18 protein-coding genes are annotated in these 18,194 nt (G+C 50.5%); 14 read left to right on the forward strand and 4 right to left on the reverse strand.

Annotated elements, in window-relative coordinates; all coding sequences use genetic code 11:
• Positions 1-25: 25 nt before the first annotated feature.
• Positions 26-2,584: a DNA mismatch repair protein MutS gene (mutS, locus tag JKP77_RS06220; protein ID WP_218310378.1), complete on the reverse strand. Its 2,559-nt coding sequence runs from the start codon at positions 2,582-2,584 to the stop codon at positions 26-28.
• A 133-nt stretch (positions 2,585-2,717) separates the two neighbouring features.
• Between mutS and JKP77_RS06225 the strand changes: the two genes are divergently transcribed.
• Positions 2,718-3,239 carry a CinA family protein gene (locus tag JKP77_RS06225; RefSeq protein ID WP_218310339.1) on the forward strand — a complete coding sequence of 174 codons (522 nt, stop codon included), beginning with the start codon at positions 2,718-2,720 and terminating at the stop codon, positions 3,237-3,239.
• Between the two features lie 124 nt (positions 3,240-3,363).
• The gene (recA, locus tag JKP77_RS06230) at positions 3,364-4,404 is read left to right on the forward strand and encodes a recombinase RecA (RefSeq protein WP_218310340.1); all 1,041 of its coding nucleotides are present in this window, start codon (positions 3,364-3,366) and stop codon (positions 4,402-4,404) included.
• A gap of 269 nt (positions 4,405-4,673) precedes the next feature.
• Here the strand turns inward: recA and JKP77_RS06235 are convergent, their stop codons facing one another.
• Positions 4,674-5,237, reverse strand: coding sequence for a hypothetical protein (locus JKP77_RS06235; RefSeq protein ID WP_218310341.1), 564 nt, complete (start codon positions 5,235-5,237; stop codon positions 4,674-4,676).
• Positions 5,238-5,531: 294 nt separating this feature from the next.
• Here JKP77_RS06235 and JKP77_RS06240 point away from each other — a divergent pair, with 294 nt between their 5' ends.
• Together JKP77_RS06240 and JKP77_RS06245 are read left to right on the forward strand one after the other, a co-directional pair.
• The gene (locus JKP77_RS06240) at positions 5,532-6,338 is read left to right on the forward strand and encodes an ATP-binding cassette domain-containing protein (RefSeq protein ID WP_218310342.1); all 807 of its coding nucleotides are present in this window, start codon (positions 5,532-5,534) and stop codon (positions 6,336-6,338) included.
• Positions 6,322-7,518: an ABC transporter permease gene (locus tag JKP77_RS06245; RefSeq protein ID WP_218310343.1), complete on the forward strand. Its 1,197-nt coding sequence runs from the start codon at positions 6,322-6,324 to the stop codon at positions 7,516-7,518. Before JKP77_RS06240 ends, JKP77_RS06245 begins: the two co-directional genes overlap by 17 nt.
• Positions 7,519-7,559: 41 nt before the next feature.
• Here JKP77_RS06245 and JKP77_RS06250 read toward each other — a convergent pair whose 3' ends face one another.
• The gene (locus JKP77_RS06250; RefSeq protein ID WP_218310344.1) at positions 7,560-7,871 is read right to left on the reverse strand and encodes an EscU/YscU/HrcU family type III secretion system export apparatus switch protein; all 312 of its coding nucleotides are present in this window, start codon (positions 7,869-7,871) and stop codon (positions 7,560-7,562) included.
• Positions 7,868-9,973, reverse strand: coding sequence for a flagellar hook-length control protein FliK (locus JKP77_RS06255; protein ID WP_218310345.1), 2,106 nt, complete (start codon positions 9,971-9,973; stop codon positions 7,868-7,870). Before JKP77_RS06255 ends, JKP77_RS06250 begins: the two co-directional genes overlap by 4 nt.
• A 179-nt stretch (positions 9,974-10,152) precedes the next feature.
• Between JKP77_RS06255 and ccmA the strand changes: the two genes are divergently transcribed.
• From ccmA to JKP77_RS06305, 10 genes are read left to right on the forward strand one after another with little or no spacing between them, the layout of a single operon-like run.
• Positions 10,153-10,782 (forward strand): cytochrome c biogenesis heme-transporting ATPase CcmA, encoded by a 630-nt coding sequence (gene ccmA, locus JKP77_RS06260; protein ID WP_218310346.1) that lies wholly within the window; start codon positions 10,153-10,155, stop codon positions 10,780-10,782.
• Complete coding sequence (ccmB, locus tag JKP77_RS06265) at positions 10,779-11,447, forward strand: heme exporter protein CcmB (protein WP_218310347.1); 669 nt, start codon at positions 10,779-10,781, stop codon at positions 11,445-11,447. The genes ccmA and ccmB overlap by 4 nt, the downstream gene beginning before the upstream one ends.
• Positions 11,447-12,190: a heme ABC transporter permease gene (locus JKP77_RS06270; RefSeq protein WP_218310348.1), complete on the forward strand. Its 744-nt coding sequence runs from the start codon at positions 11,447-11,449 to the stop codon at positions 12,188-12,190. The genes ccmB and JKP77_RS06270 overlap by 1 nt, the downstream gene beginning before the upstream one ends.
• A gap of 3 nt (positions 12,191-12,193) precedes the next feature.
• On the forward strand, positions 12,194-12,424 hold the full coding sequence (gene ccmD / locus JKP77_RS06275; protein WP_218310349.1) for a heme exporter protein CcmD: 231 nt from the start codon (positions 12,194-12,196) through the stop codon (positions 12,422-12,424).
• A gap of 21 nt (positions 12,425-12,445) precedes the next feature.
• A complete protein-coding gene (gene ccmE, locus JKP77_RS06280) occupies positions 12,446-12,916 on the forward strand; it encodes a cytochrome c maturation protein CcmE (protein WP_218310350.1) in 471 nt (156 codons plus the stop codon).
• Positions 12,913-14,916, forward strand: a complete 2,004-nt coding sequence (locus JKP77_RS06285; protein WP_218310351.1) for a heme lyase CcmF/NrfE family subunit — start codon at positions 12,913-12,915, stop codon at positions 14,914-14,916. The genes ccmE and JKP77_RS06285 overlap by 4 nt, the downstream gene beginning before the upstream one ends.
• Complete coding sequence (locus JKP77_RS06290) at positions 14,913-15,536, forward strand: redoxin family protein (RefSeq protein WP_218310352.1); 624 nt, start codon at positions 14,913-14,915, stop codon at positions 15,534-15,536. The genes JKP77_RS06285 and JKP77_RS06290 overlap by 4 nt, the downstream gene beginning before the upstream one ends.
• Positions 15,533-15,982, forward strand: coding sequence for a cytochrome c-type biogenesis protein (locus tag JKP77_RS06295; protein WP_218310353.1), 450 nt, complete (start codon positions 15,533-15,535; stop codon positions 15,980-15,982). Before JKP77_RS06290 ends, JKP77_RS06295 begins: the two co-directional genes overlap by 4 nt.
• A complete protein-coding gene (gene ccmI / locus JKP77_RS06300; RefSeq protein ID WP_218310354.1) occupies positions 15,979-17,232 on the forward strand; it encodes a c-type cytochrome biogenesis protein CcmI in 1,254 nt (417 codons plus the stop codon). The genes JKP77_RS06295 and ccmI overlap by 4 nt, the downstream gene beginning before the upstream one ends.
• Complete coding sequence (locus tag JKP77_RS06305) at positions 17,232-18,041, forward strand: MlaA family lipoprotein (protein WP_218310379.1); 810 nt, start codon at positions 17,232-17,234, stop codon at positions 18,039-18,041. The genes ccmI and JKP77_RS06305 overlap by 1 nt, the downstream gene beginning before the upstream one ends.
• Positions 18,042-18,194: the final 153 nt, after the last annotated feature.

Here is an 18,194-nt window from a genome sequence, read left to right on the forward strand (position 1 = left end):
CCATTAATGCCCGCTATTTTCTTGATCAGGCGTCGCGCAACCGTTTTAGGGTATACATCAGATCCAGCGCCTGACGTGGGGAAAGCTCATCCGGCTTTACATTGTCCAGTGCGTCCAGTACAGGATGCGGTTTATCTTCAAACAGAATACTCGACTGTGACGGCGCACTTGCAACAGATGAACCACTGTCAGTGCCGGTTCCGTCAGAGGTCATTTCTTTCTGATTCTCCAGAAAATGCAGCTTTTTGCGGGCAGACTGGATCACGGCTTTGGGGACACCGGCCAGTTGCGCCACCTGCAGACCGTAGCTTTTGCTGGCCGCGCCCTGTTCAACCGTATGCATAAAACGGATCGTATCATCATGCTCTACGGCGTCTAAATGCACGTTGACGACACCTTTTTCGGTTTCAGGTAACTGCGTTAACTCAAAGTAATGGGTGGCAAACAGCGTGTATGCATGAAGCTTTTGCGCGAGATAACTGGCACAGGCCCAGGCCAGTGAAAGACCATCATAGGTGCTGGTACCGCGGCCAATCTCGTCCATCAACACCAGCGAGTGTTCGGTGGCATTGTGCAGAATATTGGCAGTTTCGGTCATCTCCACCATAAACGTCGAGCGTCCGGATGCCAGATCGTCGGATGCGCCAATACGGGTAAAGATACGGTCGACTTTACCAATAACGGCATTTTCGGCTGGTACGAAGCTCCCCAGATACGCCATTAGCACGATGAGCGCAGTCTGACGCATGTAGGTCGATTTACCCCCCATGTTCGGGCCGGTGATCACCAGCATAGACTGACTTTCGTTTAACGTGAGCGGGTTGGCAATAAACGGGTCTTTCATTACCTGTTCCACCACCGGATGGCGACCCGCCTCGTAGCGGATTTCACGGCTCTGCGTAAGCGTCGGGCGATATAAGTCCAGCGCCACAGCGCGTTCGGCAAAACAGCATATGACATCCAGCTTGGCGATGGCAGCAGCGGTGTCGATAAGGGCGTTCAAATGCGGCGCAATGGCGTCGAATAACGCATCGAACAACTGCTTTTCTAGTGCCAGAGCCCGGCTCTGACTGGTAAGGACTTTGTCTTCGTGTTCTTTAAGTTCGGGCGTGATGTAACGCTCGGTATTCTTAAGCGTCTGGCGACGAATATACTCGGCAGGCGCATTCGCACTGGCGGCGCGGCTGATCTCGATAAAGAAACCATGTACTTTGTTGTAACCGACTTTAAGTGTGGAAATACCGCTGCGTTCGCGCTCGCGCTGCTCCAGGGCTGTCAGATAATCCGTAGCGCCCTGAGACAAGTCGCGAAGCTCATCCAGTTCAGCGCTGTAGCCTGGTGCAATCACGCCACCGTCGCGGATCACTACCGGCGGATTATCAATAATTGCGTCATTTAACAGCGCCTGTAGCTCGGGATATTCGCCGATATCTCCAGCGAGCTGCTGTATTAGAGGAGTTGAAAATGATGCAAGCTGCTGCTGCATCTCTGGCAGCAGGTTCAGGGCGTTCTTCAGCCGAGAAAAGTCTCGCGGGCGGGCAGAACGAAGTGCCAGACGTGCCATAATACGCTCAATGTCACCGATGGCCTTTAACGAGCCACGAACAATGTCGGCCTCTCCCTGCATCAAGGCGTCGATAGCATCCTGTCGCATCATCAGCTCATGATGGTCGGTAATCGGGGCGTGCAGATACCGCTGCAGCAATCGGCTGCCCATTGCCGTTGAGGTCGCATCTAGCACGCTAAAGAGCGTATTTTCCTGAGACCCTGATAAGCTATGTGTCAGCTCCAGATTGCGCCGGGTTGCCGCATCCAGTTGCACCCGGGTATCGTGCTGTTCTTTTTGGATCTGACGAATGTGCGGCAGCGCTGTGCGTTGTGTATCTTTAACATATTGCAAAACGCAGCCGGCAGCACCGAGACCTTTCGTTAACTCGCTGACGCCGAAGCCATCCAGCGTGGAGGTGTTGAACTGCGCATTGAGTTGCTCTGTTGCACTTTCTGCATCAAATTCCCACTCAGGACGCCGGCGCAGGCCCTTGCGGTTCTCAATCAGTGACAGGCTTTCAAAACCTTCCGGATAAAGTAGTTCGGCGGGGTTAATACGCTGGAGCTCGGCCAGCAGCTGTTCATCAGACTCGCATTCTGATACCAGGTAGCGTCCGCTGGCGACATCCAGTGTGGCCAGGCCGTAGTGCATGCTATGACCACAAACTGCAGCGAGGATATTGTCCCGGCGCTCCTCAAGCAGCGCCTCATCGGTCACGGTGCCGGGTGTGACGATGCGCTGAACCTGTCGCTCTACCGGGCCTTTGCTGGTGGCCGGATCGCCAACCTGTTCGCAAATCGCTACCGACTCACCCATCTTTACCAGTCGTGCCAGATAGCTTTCCACCGCATGATAGGGCACGCCAGCCATGGGGATAGGATCGCCGCCGGATTTGCCACGGGCAGTCAGTGAGATATCAAGGAGTTCTGCGGCACGTTTTGCATCATCGTAGAACAGTTCGTAGAAATCGCCCATGCGATAGAAAAGCAAAATGTTAGGGTGTTGCGCCTTAATTGCCAGATACTGGCGCATCATGGGAGTGTGTGATTCCAAAAATTACCTCAAAAGCGGTGTCAGTCGACCAGCAGAGGCCGTTATTGGCCTGCTTTTTTTCATGCTAAAAATGGTACACTTTTTTTAGTCTTTCTGTCAGGTGTGATTTAATCCTATGTCGCAGCGTTTTTTACAAGTTGGTGCCGAGCCGCTAACCGAGTCTTTGATTCTTGAGTTGGGCGAATTACTCCGCCAGCGGGGCTGGAGCGTATCGTGCGCAGAGTCTTGCACAGGCGGTGGGGTTGCCTACGCGTTTACGTCAGTTTCCGGCAGCTCTGACTGGTTCAATATGTCATGGGTGACGTATTCCAATGCGGCGAAACAGCGCGCGTTGTCGGTCGAACCTGAAACGCTGGCCCGCTATGGCGCGGTGTCACAACAGGTCGTAGAGCAAATGGTTTTGGGTGTGCATAACCACTCAGGTGCACAGTTGGCCGTCTCGGTCAGTGGGGTTGCCGGACCGGGTGGAGGCTCGGTGGAAAAACCTGTTGGCACTGTCTGGTTTGGATTCTATTTAAACGGCGAAGTATTAAGCAGCAGGCAACGATTCGAAGGCGATCGCAAAGCAGTACGACAGCAATCTGTAGCGTATGCTGTCCGTTTCCTGTTCCAGTGGCTGGTTGAAAACCCTGCCTGATCAACTCACTATAAATAAATCGAGCAAAGACTTGAAACTGTATAATTATACAGTATAGAATGCAGCCATTCGTTGGTAGAATTCGCAACGCCAAATATAACCGCACATCCCAGAGGATAATAACGTGGACGATAACAGATCAAAAGCACTGTCTGCAGCAGTCGGGCAAATTGAAAAGCAATTCGGTAAAGGCGCCATCATGCGTCTTGGCGACAATCAGGCTATGGACATTGAAGCCATCTCCACGGGTTCACTGAGTATCGATATCGCGCTGGGTATAGGCGGCTTGCCATGCGGGCGTGTGGTAGAAATCTACGGACCTGAATCATCAGGTAAAACAACGCTGACGTTACAGGTAATTGCCGAAGCGCAAAAGAAAGGTAAGACGTGCGCCTTCGTGGATGCCGAGCACGCCTTGGATCCGATTTATGCCGGTAAGCTGGGAGTCAATATTGATGACCTGCTGGTCTCTCAGCCAGATACCGGTGAACAAGCGCTGGAAATCTGCGACATGCTGGTTCGCTCAGGTGCAGTTGATGTGGTTATTGTCGACTCGGTAGCGGCGCTTACGCCGAAAGCCGAAATCGAAGGCGACATGGGGGATTCGCATGTCGGTCTTCAGGCACGTCTGATGTCGCAGGCACTGCGTAAACTGACGGGTAACATCAAGCGTTCAAACACCCTGTGTATCTTCATTAACCAAATTCGTATGAAGATTGGAGTTATGTTCGGTAACCCGGAAACCACTACTGGTGGTAACGCGCTGAAATTCTACTCATCCGTTCGTCTGGATATTCGTCGCATTGGTGCGGTAAAAGAAGGTGATGAAGTGGTGGGTAACGAAACCCGCGTGAAGGTAGTGAAGAACAAGGTGGCACCGCCGTTTAAACAAGCAGAATTTATGATCCGCTACGGCGAAGGGATCAGCAAAGAGGCTGAGCTGATTGACCTGGGCGTTAAGCTGAAAATGGTAGATAAAGCTGGTGCCTGGTATAGCTACAAAGGCGACCGTATTGGTCAGGGTAAAGCTAACGTGATGAATTATCTCAAAGAGCATAAAGATATCGCTAACGAGATTGAGACTAAAATCCGCGAAGAGTTACTGTTAAGCAAGTCTGTAAAAGCAGAGGAAGCGGAAGGCGACTCAGAAGATACCTTGTCATAAGACCTTTTGAGAATGAAATTAAAATAAAGAAAAGCCTGCTGAATGCAGGCTTTTTTTGTTACACCGGTTGTGGTTGACACTGTGTTCGCGATTTCAGTAATTAATGCGATCATAGTGTCTGTAAAACTACTCTCACATCAAGCTGACGTCTGACTATGCGCAAATCTATACTCACCCGCTGGAATGAATGACTCTCTGAATTGCAGTCTGGCAATATGTAACAGCAATTCAGCGAGCACTATAGGTTAGAAATAGTATTCGCATCTTCCTTAGTTATCTCTTAATCCGAAAGTCAGTACACAGCCATCAGCGAGAAAATCATTCTCGACAGGCGTCAGGCTGGTGATCGTCACCGGACTGATTTTATCTACCTCGCCATGTTGCGACACCTCAAAATAAGTATGAAGGTAAGGTTCTGAACCACTTAACTGCAAGTACGGAAAGCTGGTAATTTTCCAGTTTCCTGAATAAGACTGGTTATCTTTCTGAAGCGAAAACTTACCGTCGCGCTGCAAATTCAATACAACGTTGCTTTCACATTGCCATCCCGTATACACATTCGCCAGATCAGCAGAACTTGTGCCTTTGTGGGGGTCTATATTATTGGGGACAATGTACAGTCCAACAGAGTTTTTGGTGTACCAGTGGTTACTAATTGAGAGTGACTGAATGTAACTCACTGGCCAGTCGTCGGTTATTAACTCTTCAAGTCTAAAAATAGCTTCCCGGTCTGGCATAAGAGGAGAGTAAAGAATTGTTGTACTGGCAACCTGAGTAGGAAACAGCTGTTGGTTAGTTTTTACTGCAAAGTCCGCTGCTTTCAACCTACTCACGAGAACGCGGGTTTCCTGGTCGCTGAGGTACCGTGTATTAACATGCACTGTCACTGTGCTGCAGCCGGTCAACAAAACAACCCACAAGCTCAACCAGCAAAAACGTCTTTTCATTTTTATTCCATTTTACAAATACTAACAATCTCACTGTACCAAATAGAGGCGATAAGTCGTAGAGTGGGAAAAAAATTGGCACGCCAGGCTAATTCTGTAATATCGACCGGTGTAATATTTTTCGCCGACAACGGACTGTATTAATGAAAAGCATAAAACAAAAAGAAATAAGGGGTCAGGATGATTGAAATTTCACACCTTGCTAAGAAGTTTGCGGTGGAATCACCTAAAAAACTCAGCGAGCAGGAGAAAAAAGATCCGCGTTTGAAAGGACGTTATTTTCATTCCGTTAAAGACGTCAGTTTTACCTGCGACGACGGGCAGGTACTGGGGCTGTTAGGGCCTAACGGTGCGGGTAAAACCACGACACTACGCATATTGTCTACTGCACTGACTCCCGACAAGGGAGAGGTCAATATCAATGGTATTGATGTGCTGAAGGATCCGATTATTGCGCGCAAGAAAGTTGGCTTTCTTTCCAGCTCGACAGGCTTGTACGGGCGACTGTCTGGTCGCGAAAATATCGCTTACTTCGGGCAACTGCATGGTTTAAGTAAAAGCGATATCGCTGCAAAAATAAACGAGATGGCCGATTTGCTCGACATGCATAACTTTCTTGATCGCCGGGCCGAAAACTTTTCTTCCGGTATGAAGCAAAAAGTGTCTATAGCAAGAGCCGTGATCCATGATCCGGAACTGGTCATCCTTGATGAGCCAACAACCGGTCTGGATATTATGGCCACGTCGACGGTCATTGCCTTTATCGAACGCCTGAAAGCACAGGGCACACCCGTTATCTTTTCAACCCATCATCTTGATGAGGTGCAGGCCTTGTGCGACAAGGTTGTGGTTATCAATCAGGGCGAGACAGTATTTAACGGCACTATCAGTGAGTTCAGCGATCTGTCAGGTGGCCATATGCATCAAAGTTTCCTGAGCACCCTAGACGGAACCAAAATGGAGAAGAGCAATGTGGTTAATCTTTAAAAAGGAATTTACTGAGCTTCTTCGCGATCGCAAGACGCTCATTTTTATGATTGCGCTGCCATTACTGGTGTTTCCGTTAATTCTTGGCGCAACCATATTCTTTACAACCAGCGCAGTTAGCGATGCGGAAAATAAGGTGTTGAAGTATGCCATGGTAGGGCAGGCGAATGCGCCGGCCATTTATCAGGCTCTGAAAGAAGCGCCGGATAAGTTTGAGGAAGTGGAAATTGCCGCAGATGCCGATTATGCCGCGCTGATTAATCGCGATGAAATTGACTTCGTGCTGGAGATCCCCGCGACTTACAATGAAGATATTCTCTCGTCAGGCCAGCATACACTCAAACTGTACTTTAATGATGCCGGGCTCAATAAGGTCTACCGCCGTGTTGAGGAAATCGTCAAAACATTATCGGATGAATATCAGACGCAGGCATTCGAGACGCTATCACTAACCGAAACTCAGCGTGATGCGTTAATGGAACCCATAATCATTTCCAGAGAAAACGTTGCTGATGAGCGTGAGGTCTGGGGTGAACGCATTGGCGCGATGCTGCCTTACTTCCTGTTTTTCCTGTGCCTGCAAGGCGCAATGGCACCTGCTTCAGATATGGGAGCCGGTGAAAAAGAGCGTGGCACACTGGAGACCTTGCTTATCTCGCCAATGGAACGTTATAAACTGGTACTGGGTAAGTTTTTTGCGATCGCGCTGTCTGGCGTAATATCCGCACTTATTACCGTTACCAGCATGGCTGTATGGGGCATTGTTATCTCTCAGGGGATGGCAGTGGAGTTTGTTGCTACTCTGATGTCGATGATTGGGCTGGCCGATTTTGCCCTGGTGTTCTTTATGCTGGTGCCGGTAGTGGCGATATTCGCATCATTGCTGTTAACGCTATCTATTTACGCGCGCTCTTTTAAAGAAGCGCAGAGTTATATGGGCGCGTTAGTAATGGTGATTATATTCCCGGTGTTAATTGCCATGATGCCTGGCATTGAGTTGAAAGGGGCCTGGGTGTGGGTGCCATTAACCAATGTGGCATTAGCGATGAAAGAGCTTATTAAGGGGACGATGGACTATTACGCCCTTTTCGGGATCTTTACCTCGACCGCCATTATTGCCGGCGCGCTGATTGCCTTCAGTGTGTATTGGTTTAATAAGGAAAAAGTCCTGTTCCGATAAGGGACACTTTCGCTTGCACAACCGTGGGCGCGCACCAGCGCTCACGCTTTGTGAGTCATACCGGGAAGGTGACCTTCCCAGCCATCCGGCACCTCTCCCTGTAACACGTAGGAATATGCCAACAATTCTGCAATGACATAATACAGAGACTCTGGTATTTCCTGCCCCAAATCTAGAGTGGCGAGCACATCGATGAGGTAGGGATCCTCATGAATCAGCACACCGGCATCTTCGGCCATCTCTATAATAGCCTCAGCAAGCTCGCCGTAGCCCTTTGATACCACTTTAGGGGCTTCCTTTTTATCGCCGCCCTTATAGCGCAGGCCGATTGCACGTCGAATTTTTGAAGTCATGCCTGGGTCTCAAATATATGGTAGGGCCGGTCTTGCAGCGTGGACGGGATCTTTCCCCGCTGAAAACTGCTTTGTGCTACCTCTAGCCCCAATGCTGTTAGCCGTCGCTTTAGCAGTGGCAGCGTATCGGCGACACGTTGCAGCAACGCATCGGTGGAGGTATAAAGGTCCAGCTCTATTACATCACCGTCTATCCGGGATTTGGCGAGCAATTCTCCGAAGTCGCCTACATCCAGTTTCATCGTCACATTCCATAATTTCCGTTTGCTGTCGCTGGATTCGGCTTGTCGACTACCGCGCTCATCGGCCCGGATCAGTATTTCCGGTGGTGCGCCTTTTTGTGACGTTACAGGTAGCACGTAATATAAACTGTCCTGTCCCTGTAATCTGGAATCTGCCTGTGACAGCTTTTGCTGCTGATGGTTGGCGAGCAGGGTTTTTACCTGACTAAGAAACTGGCTGCGGCTTTCCAGTGATGCAAGATCCTGACTAACTCTTGAAGGCGCAGATGTAGGACCGCTGGTTTGCGGCACCACTTTCTGCAATAGTTGTTCTGGAGCATCGGCTTGCGCGGCGAGCGCGGGCTGTCTGTTGATGGCGCGTCCGGCCAGCGTGAGTTGTAACAGCAAAACCAGCCCGGCAACAAGATTATTTGCAGGGGCAGGTGTGGTCAGCTGAACGGGTGTCAGATTTAACGCCGGTGTAGTCATCAGACTCTGAATTTGCTGGGAAAGCGTACTGGGTTGGGATTTATTCGCTTCTGCTGGTATTCCCGTTTCAGTGGCCAGCCCGGTGTCGAGCTTAAATGGTTTGGGATCGGTTCCCTGAATTGCTGCAAGTACCTGACTGATTGTCTGCTTCGTTTGCGCACCGGTATTCACGTTCCCGGTTTTAAGAATTTGTATTAGCTGGCTTAACGCCTCTTTTGTTGAGCCTGTGTCTTTCAGCAGCGCCCGCGAAAGTTCAATGATTTGCGCGTGGACCTTTTCCTGTTCCTGTGGTGGTAATGTCAGTTTCGCTTTTCCGGTCAGGTTTAATGCTGTGCTTTCGGCGCCAGGCTTCGGCTCCACCGGCACCGTTGGTTGTGCTTGTCCTGGTGTCGTCACGCTGGTGCCGGGCTGAAACATTGATGGCTGTACCCTGGCTTCCGGAACAGCCGCAATTATCGACGCAAGCGCCGAATTTCTTGCCAGAACGGGAATACGTGCCTGCTGATTGATGTCTGGCGGTATTGAGGCTTTGGCAACGGCTTGCAGCGCTACCTGTCGTGTCTGGAGCTCTGGCATACCTGCTACACTTCGCTCCACTTTGACAAAAAGCATTTGCTCAAAGGGAGGCGCCGATGGCATCGAGCGCGACGACATAGCGGGAATATGGCGTTCAAGCGGTTTTGGTACCGGAACCGACGCTGTCTGCTTAAGGGTAACGCCTGTTTGAGATAGTTTTGCATTAATCAGCGCGTTGGCGGCATCACTGCCAGCCTTAATCGTGCTTGTGGTCAGCGGCGCAGGTGTCCCCTGTGACGTCGATTTTGGCGTGATCGCGACTTCAAAGCCGCCTTTGGGAAGCGGTTTTAAGGAAACGCTCACCGGATCATTAGGCTTGAGGACGCTCTGACTGCTTTTTACAGGTAAAGAAATAACAGGCTGGTTTTTGCGGTTGTCCACGCTCAGGCTCAGCGAGTTTTCAGTCGCTGATACCACGCGAGCCTGAATTGTCATGGTGGTATGTGGCTGCGCCTGCATCAGACGGGTAATGTACTGTGTCAGCGCCGCTTCTGCTTTTGTGCTGAGCGGTTGTTGATTACGTTGTTCCAGCGCCTGCATCAGTACTGCTGTCGATGCATCCTTTCCTGGCGTTCTGGCGATGAATGTCGGCGCATTGTCTTTGAGTAGCGTGGATGAGGGGAGCCTGAGATCCAGCTCAACCTTTTTTTCTGCTCCAGGCACGGATATGCGCAAGATCTGCTCAGGCAAACGGGCAATGGCTACCTTAGCCAAAGTAGATAATGTAGCAGCCTGAAGTAGTTTATCAGGCGCGTTTTGGCTTGCTGACTGCAGCGATGCAGGCAGACCGGACACATCGGGTAGCTGAAAATTCATAGTTAGTTATCGGCACGCATCTCACGGGACTAAAGGGGCGAATAGCCTGAATGTCTATCATCGTGAAATTTGAAGTAAATCATAAAAAACACGAATAGGCTAACAGGTGAGGTGCGAACCCTCGCGACTATGGTAGAATGCGCCTGAATTTTTTCTGAATCAATGAGTAAGGGTAAAGATTGGCAGGCCTTGTCGCGAATGCGCTCACCTGTATTAAGCGCGACCGCATCTTGTTTGAAAACCTGGAACTTACGCTTAGTCAGGGCGAGCTGTTGTATCTGCGTGGCCCCAATGGCGCGGGGAAAACCAGTTTGCTGCGTTTGCTGACCGGTCTCAGCTTACCTGAATCGGGTACTGTCACTTTCAATGGAACTGACGTGGGTGCCCCCCAGTCCGGCTTTTATGATGCCAGTCTTTACCTTGGACACAAGAGCGGGCTCAGTAGCACACTCAATGCGCTGGATAACCTGTCCTATTGGTGCGCTCAGCACAACGTTCCGGTATCCAAACACATGATTTATGATGTGTTGGAGAGGGTGGGTCTGGTGGGGCTTGAAGATATCCCGGTCCGCATGCTTTCCGCTGGTCAGCAACGTCGAGTTGCATTATCTCGCTTATGGCTGAAGCCCGCTACATTCTGGCTGTTGGATGAACCCTTTACCGCGTTAGATATCGATGGGATTGCCTTGCTTGAAGCTAAATTTCACGACCACGTTAGTAAAGGCGGGGCAATCATAACAACTTCCCATCAGCCACTGTCAACGCGCGCCGGTCAGCATCGGGTATTTGACCTGGAGTATCGGTTTTGAACCGCCTCTGGCACGGCGTAGTAAAGCGCGAACTGGCACTGGCCTATCAACAGAAAACCGAACTGGTACAGCCGCTGATGTTTATGCTGATGGTTGTCACGCTGTTTCCTTTGGGTATCGGCCCGGGTCCGGACACACTGCAGCGAATTGGGCCTGGCGTTATCTGGATAGCGGCAATCCTGTCGTCGCTGTTAGGAATGGAGCGGCTGTTCCGTGATGATTTTCAGGATGGCAGCCTCGAGCAAATGATGCTCTCGGGCATACCTGTGTCGATGATTGCTGCAATCAAAGTGTTTACCCACTGGCTTGTCAGTACCGGCCCTTTACTGATCATGTCGCCTTTGCTGGCCATGTTTTTGAATCTGACCGTGCCAATGTACATCGCGCTGCTTTGTACACTGCTTCTGGGCACGCCACTGTTATCTTTTGTGGGGGCGATTGCCGTAGGGTTAACCGTGAGTTTACAGCGTGGTGGTATTCTGCTGGCGCTGTTGTTAATTCCCGTGTTCATTCCGTTATTGATTTTTGCCACTTCTGCGGTGGATTCTGCCGCGTTACAATTACCTTATCATCCCCAACTTGCTATCATAGGGGCCATGTTGTTGCTGGCGATGGCGGTGTCGCCCTTCGCTATTGCGTATTCGCTAAGAGTGAGTCAAAACTGATGTGGAAGTGGTTACATCCTTACGCAAAAACTGAACGTGCTTATCAGCTATGTAAAACGTTGCAACCCTGGTTTTGGTCGGGCGCGCTGCTTTGTCTTGCCGTAGGTACCGTCTGGGGACTGGCCTTTGCCCCGCAGGATTATCAGCAGGGCGACTCTTTTCGCATCATATACATTCATGTGCCCAGTGCCATTTTGTCAATGAGCACCTATGTCGCAATGGCGGTGGCCGCAATTGTCGGGTTGGTCTGGCAGTGGCGTACGGCCTATATGGCCATGATAGCGATGGCACCGGTAGGCGCTGTGATGACATTTATCGCCTTGTTCACGGGCGCTGCCTGGGGTAAGCCGATGTGGGGGACCTGGTGGGTGTGGGATGCGCGCCTGACATCAGAGTTAATTCTGTTGTTTCTTTATCTTGGTGTTATTGCCCTGTATGGTGCGTTTGAGGATAAACAACAGGCGGGAAAAGCAGCCGGTGTGATGGCGTTGGTTGGGGTGGTAAATGTCCCCATTATTCATTATTCAGTTGAGTGGTGGAATACGCTGCACCAGGGAGCCACCATCAGTAAATTCGACAAGCCATCAATTGCAGCCGAAATGCTGTGGCCTCTGCTCATTAATTTACTGGGATTCGCCTTATTTATTGCGGCAGTAACCGTAATGCGAATGCGAAACGAGATTATTCGTCGTGAAATACAGCGTCCGTGGGTTAAAGCCCTGGCACAAAAAGCGTTAGGGTAGTCCATGCAGTTTGAAAGTTTTGAAGCGTTTTTGCACATGGGCGGCTATGCATTTTACGTATGGTTGTCATTCGGTGTTACCGCTTTGGTAATGGTATTAATTTCCGTTACCAGCCATAAAAATCACAAAAAATTACTGCGTCGTGTGATTGAAGAATCGGCACGACAGGCACGTATAAAAAAAGCAAGACAACGTACCGGCGAGAAAGTGGCGCAGACCACCGAACATAATTAGTTGGTTTAGAGAGTTGTATCCATGAATCCAAGAAGAAAGCAGAGACTGGCTGTCATAGGCGCTGTGTGCCTGTTGGTAGCTGGTGCTATTGGCCTGATGTTGTATGCGTTAAACGACAGCATCGATTTGTTCTATACACCGTCTGAAATCATTGAAGGTAAGGATGGTAAGCTCCCGCAGGTTGGTCAGCGCTTACGTATTGGCGGTATGGTTGTACCCGGTACCGTATCTCGCGACAGCGAGTCTTTAGCTGTCAGCTTCGATTTGGTCGATATCGGCCCGGCTGTGACGGTAACGTACAGCGGTATCCTGCCGGATCTATTTCGTGAGGGGCAGGGGATTGTCGCCACGGGTGTGCTAATGACGGACAATACTATTAAGGCGCAGGAAGTACTGGCCAAGCACGATGAAGAATATATGCCGCCGGAACTGGCCGAAAAAATGAAAGGGATCAAACACGTTAAGCCTGAAAACATAGGTGGCCAACAGTGATCCCTGAAATAGGTAATATTGCATTAACGCTGGCTTTGGTACTTTCTATCCTGCTGGCAGTTTATCCGCTCTGGGGAGCCCATCGTCAGCACGATACGCTGATGGCTACTGCCAAGCCGCTGGCTATTGGCCTGTTTCTGTTCACACTAATTGCCTATATCTGCCTGACGTATGCCTTTGTTACTGACGATTTCAGCGTGGCGTATGTGGCGCAGCACTCCAACAGCAAATTGCCTATTTACTACAAAATCACCGCGGTATGGGGCGGCCACGAAGGATCGTTCCTATTATGGGTACTGATGCTGTCTATCTGGACGGTAGCGGTCGCGATTTTCAGCCGCGGGATCCCGCTGGCGATGGTAGCACGCGTGTTGTCGGTGCTGGGAATGGTTGGCATTGGCTTCTATCTGTTTATGCTGCTGACCTCAAACCCGTTTGATAGCATGTTGCCGTTTTTCCCCGTGGACGGAAAGGACTTAAATCCGCTGTTGCAGGATTTTGGAATGATTATCCACCCGCCAATGCTTTACATGGGCTACGTTGGCTTTTCGGTAGCATTTGCTTTCGCCCTGTCTGCGCTGATATCCGGCCAGCTTGATTCGACCTGGGCGCGATGGTCGCGCCCTTGGGTCATTGCGGCGTGGGCATTTCTGACCGTAGGAATCGCACTTGGAAGCTGGTGGGCTTACTACGAGCTGGGCTGGGGCGGTTGGTGGTTCTGGGACCCGGTGGAGAACGCCTCTTTTATGCCCTGGCTTGTAGGCACGGCGTTGATGCACTCTCTAGCGGTTACAGAAAAACGCAAAGTCTTTAAATCCTGGACCGTACTACTGGCAATAGCAGCGTTTTCACTGAGCTTGCTGGGAACCTTCCTGGTTCGTTCCGGGGTGATTGTGTCGGTACACTCCTTTGCCAGTGATCCTACTCGCGGGCTGTTTATACTGGGGATCCTTATCGTCCTGACTGGGTTCGCGCTGGTGTTGTATGCATTACGCGCCCCTCAGTTGCGTTCGCCGGGGCGCTACCAGGTATTCTCACGTGAAGTATTGTTGATGGGGAACAATGTCTTTTTATGTGCAGCCACTCTGGTGGTGTTGTTAGGGACATTGCTTCCGCTTGTTCATAAAGAGCTTGGGCTCGGGTCTATTTCTGTCGGGGCGCCTTTCTTTAACCAGATGTTCACGTTGCTGATAGTACCGTTTGTTTTGTTTCTTGGGTTAGGACCACTGACGAGATGGAAACATCAGCAGGCATCAGCGATGAAAAAGCAGCTGTTAATTGCATTCGGACTCGCGGTAAGTGCAGCTTTGCTGATTAACTTTAGCTATGACGCCCCAACTTATATGGCGGCGCTGGGGCTCGTGTTAGCCGTCTGGATATTAGTGACCTCGGTTCAGGAAGTGCTGCAGCGTCTCTCTGCAATTCCGGATAACAATGCCTCTTCCTTAAGCCAGTTACGTCAGTTAACGCCAAGTCACTGGGGCATGATTTTAGGACATGTGGGGTTTGCGGTAACGTTGATAGGTATCACGCTGGTATCCAATTATGAAACCGAGCGTGATGTCAGAATGCAGCCCGGAGAAACCGTCACGCTGAGCGGGTATCAGTTTAAATTTACCGATGTAGTTAAGCGCAACGGTCCGAATTATACGGCCGATGTCGGTATTTTTGATGTCTACCAGGACAATGAAAAACTGGTGCACTTAGAGCCGGAAAAACGGATGTATACCGTACAGCGTATGCCAATGACTGAGGCAGGCATTCACTCCACAATCACCCGCGATTTATTTATTGCGATGGGGGAACCGCTGGATGACGGCGCGTGGGCTGTGCGTATCTATATCAAGCCGTTTGTAATCTGGATTTGGGGCGGCGCCGTGATTATGGCACTGGGTGGCGTGTGTTCCATCTCAGACCGTCGCTATCGTATGGCCAAGGTAGCCAAAGCGAAGCGGGCGCTTGATCGACTGCGTCCGCAGGCGACCGGAGAGCAGGCATGAAAAAACTCCCCTTAGTTGCGATTCCGCTGGTGCTTTTCACGCTGCTGGTGTTGTTTCTTTTCCAGGGCTTATTCTCAGACCCCAGAGAACTGGACTCGCAGGTGAAAGGCAAGCCGCTGCCGGAATTCTCGTTACCGGACTTGATGAAACCCGACGTCATCTACACGCCTGAGGTGTTTAAAGGCGACGTGACGATTTTAAATGTGTGGGGCGTGTGGTGTGTTACCTGTGCGGTAGAAATGCCATATCTGACGCAATTGAAAAATGAGCAGGGAGTGAAGTTTGTTGGTCTGTATTTTGATCAGGATCTGGACCCTGACTTTGGCACGAAAACACTGAGTCGTGTGCAGCAAGAGGTAACCCAGATGCTTGCACGTTTTGGTAATCCCTATGACTTTAATATTTTTGATGTTTATCGCGATACCTCGCTGGATTTAGGCGTTACAGGTGCGCCTGAGCATTTCGTCATTGATCATAACGGTATCGTGCGCATGCACCATATCGGAGATATCAATGAGCGTGTCTGGCAGAACAAGGTTGGCCCGCTTTACTATCAACTGATGGAAGCGAAAAACGCAGAAATGACATCAGCGTTACCACAACAGGCAGGTCAGCAATGAAACATATTATTATTACTCTGACGCTACTATTGCTACTACCGGTAACCTCCCACGCCACCGAAGACAATTTTGCTTTTGACGATCCTGCGCAGCGGGCTACGTTTCTGCGCTTAACTGAAGAGCTACGCTGCCCGATGTGTCAGAACCAGAACATTGCTGACAGCGACGCCATGATAGCGCACGACATGCGCCGTAAAGTGTATAGCCTGTTGAAAGAGGGGAAGTCCGAGCAGCAGGTTATTGATTTTATGAAAGCCCGCTATGGTGACTTTGTTCACTATCAGCCGCCGGTCACTGCGGCGACCATGTGGCTATGGGCTGCGCCGGTATTGTTTGCGGTGATTGCGATTCTGGTAGTGGTGCGGCGCAGAAAGCCGGCCTTACCAGATGATATGGCCGCGAAACTGGCGCAGGCGGAAGCAATGCTTAAGCAGGAGAAAGAATGAGCTGGTCTGAGTTTTATATTGTCGTATCCGGACTGATTACGCTGGTTGTTCTGCTCATTATGTTTCCCTGGTTGCGAAGAGCAAACCACGCCAAAAGTGATTCTCTGAACAACATACAGATTGTGAAGCAACGTCTCGCTGAGCTGGAAAGAGAAGCAAGAGAAGGCCTGATTTCAGAGCACGATAAGCGTCAGGCTAGTGATGAGCTGAAGCTGGCACTGGTGGACGAAACGCATTTTGAGCACGAGCGTAAAGGCAAGGCAACCATTCCGGTAATTATCGGCGCCATTCTGGCACTTGGTGCAGGCATTATCGTGTATGCTCAGGTAAATCACTTATCTGAAGTCGACAGAGCACAACAGGCGATATCCTCGCTGCCAGCGCTAAGCGAAAAACTGAGCAGTGGCAATATGCAGGATTTCACCGGTGACGATGTAGCAAATCTGGCACTTGCGATCCGTACGCGTCTGCGAGAGGCACCAGAAGATGACAAGGGCTGGATGTATCTGGGGCGACTACAAATGTCACTGGGGCAGGATGCACAGGCATTAGAAGCAATTCAACGTGCGCTGGCTATTGATCCGCAGAACCGTCAGAATCGAATTACCTATGCACAGGCACTGATGGTGTCTGGTGATGAAGCACAGTTAAAGGAAGCGCAGCGCCAGTTGCAACTATTGCTTCGGGCCAATCCGGGCAACGACAATATTGCGCTCATGATGGCGGTGGCGTCAGCCCAATTGGGGGATGCCAAAAACACGCGGCAATACTTCGACCAGGTAAAAGACAAGTTACCGGCTGACAGTGAGATGGCGCGGCGTATTACTGCCCGGCTTGATGAGCTTGAACAACGCGCGTTAACTGTACCTACCGGCAGCACACAGGATCAAGCTGGTGAGACAGGGGTCACACTGACGATAAACCTCTCTGATGCGGTTGTCGGACAGGTACCTGAACAAGGATATCTGATAGTGTTTGCCCAGGATGCGTTATCCGACAACAGGATGCCGGCGGCTGTGGTGAAAATGCCGTTACCGTCTTTCCCTGTCACAGTCACACTCACAGGAGATAATGCCATGATACCTGGCTATTCTCTGGCTCAACTGCAGCGCGCACGTCTGACCGCCCGGATATCAGTCGACGAGGACGTGGCCCCGGCCCCAGGTGAACTTCAGGGGCAACTTACCGAGGAAATCGGACAGGGCGAAATGATTTCCCGAGAACTCATAATCGATAAGGAACTGATGTGATAAAACTGACCCGTACGTTGCTACTTAGCCTGCTTATAGCTTCAGGTTCACTTGCCGGATGTGCGTCAAATTCAGCACAGGAACAGGCTGATACGGCTTCAAACCAGCAATCTGATCCACGCGATCCGCTAGAGCCTGTTAACCGGGCGATGTGGGACTTCAACTGGGAAGTGCTGGATGAGTACATACTTCGGCCAGTCACCGTCGGGTATGTCACGGTAATGCCGCAGTTCGCCCGTACCGGCTTACTGAATGCGGCCGAAAACCTGCAGGAGCCTGCGTATTTTTTCAATAATCTGCTGCAGGGGAAAGTCGATGAAAGCATGGATAGTCTTGCGCGTTTTGTACTGAATTCCACTGTGGGGTTGTTAGGCACAATCGACGTTGCTGAAAAAGTCGGTATCAACCGCCAGGAAGAAGAGTTTGGCGAAGTATTGGGTGTTTGGGGGGTGGGCACTGGCCCTTATCTGATGTTCCCGGTTCTTGGTCCTAATGATCCACGCAGTTTCTCTGGTGATATCGTCGATGGAATGTATTACCCCATGGCAGTGCTGAACAATAACCTTGCAGTAGCGCGTTACGTGATTTCCGCACTGGAAGGCCGGGCAGCACTGATTGATCAGGAACAGCAGCTAGAGCAAGCCGTAGATGATTACGCTTTTGTGAAAAACGCGTATTTCGAAAATCTCCAGTTTAAAGTGACAGACGGTAAGAGCGGCGATAAGGCCATCGAAGAAGAAGAGTTAGAAAACTTCGAAGAGTTCGAATCCATGCTTGAAGACGTTGAGCTGGAAGAGGACACACAATAAATGCGTCAGCGTTAAGGTGATTCATCCAAAAAAAACGGCACCGATGGTGCCGTTTTTTATTGTCTGATTAGCGAAGGTAAATCGACAATCAGCGCATTGCGATGCCATGGGCTATCTGAGAGGGTGAGTATCAACAAGCGATGACAATCAACC

It is taken from the genome of Alteromonas antoniana (genome assembly GCF_019249295.1).
Lineage (GTDB): Bacteria > Pseudomonadota > Gammaproteobacteria > Enterobacterales > Alteromonadaceae > Alteromonas > Alteromonas antoniana.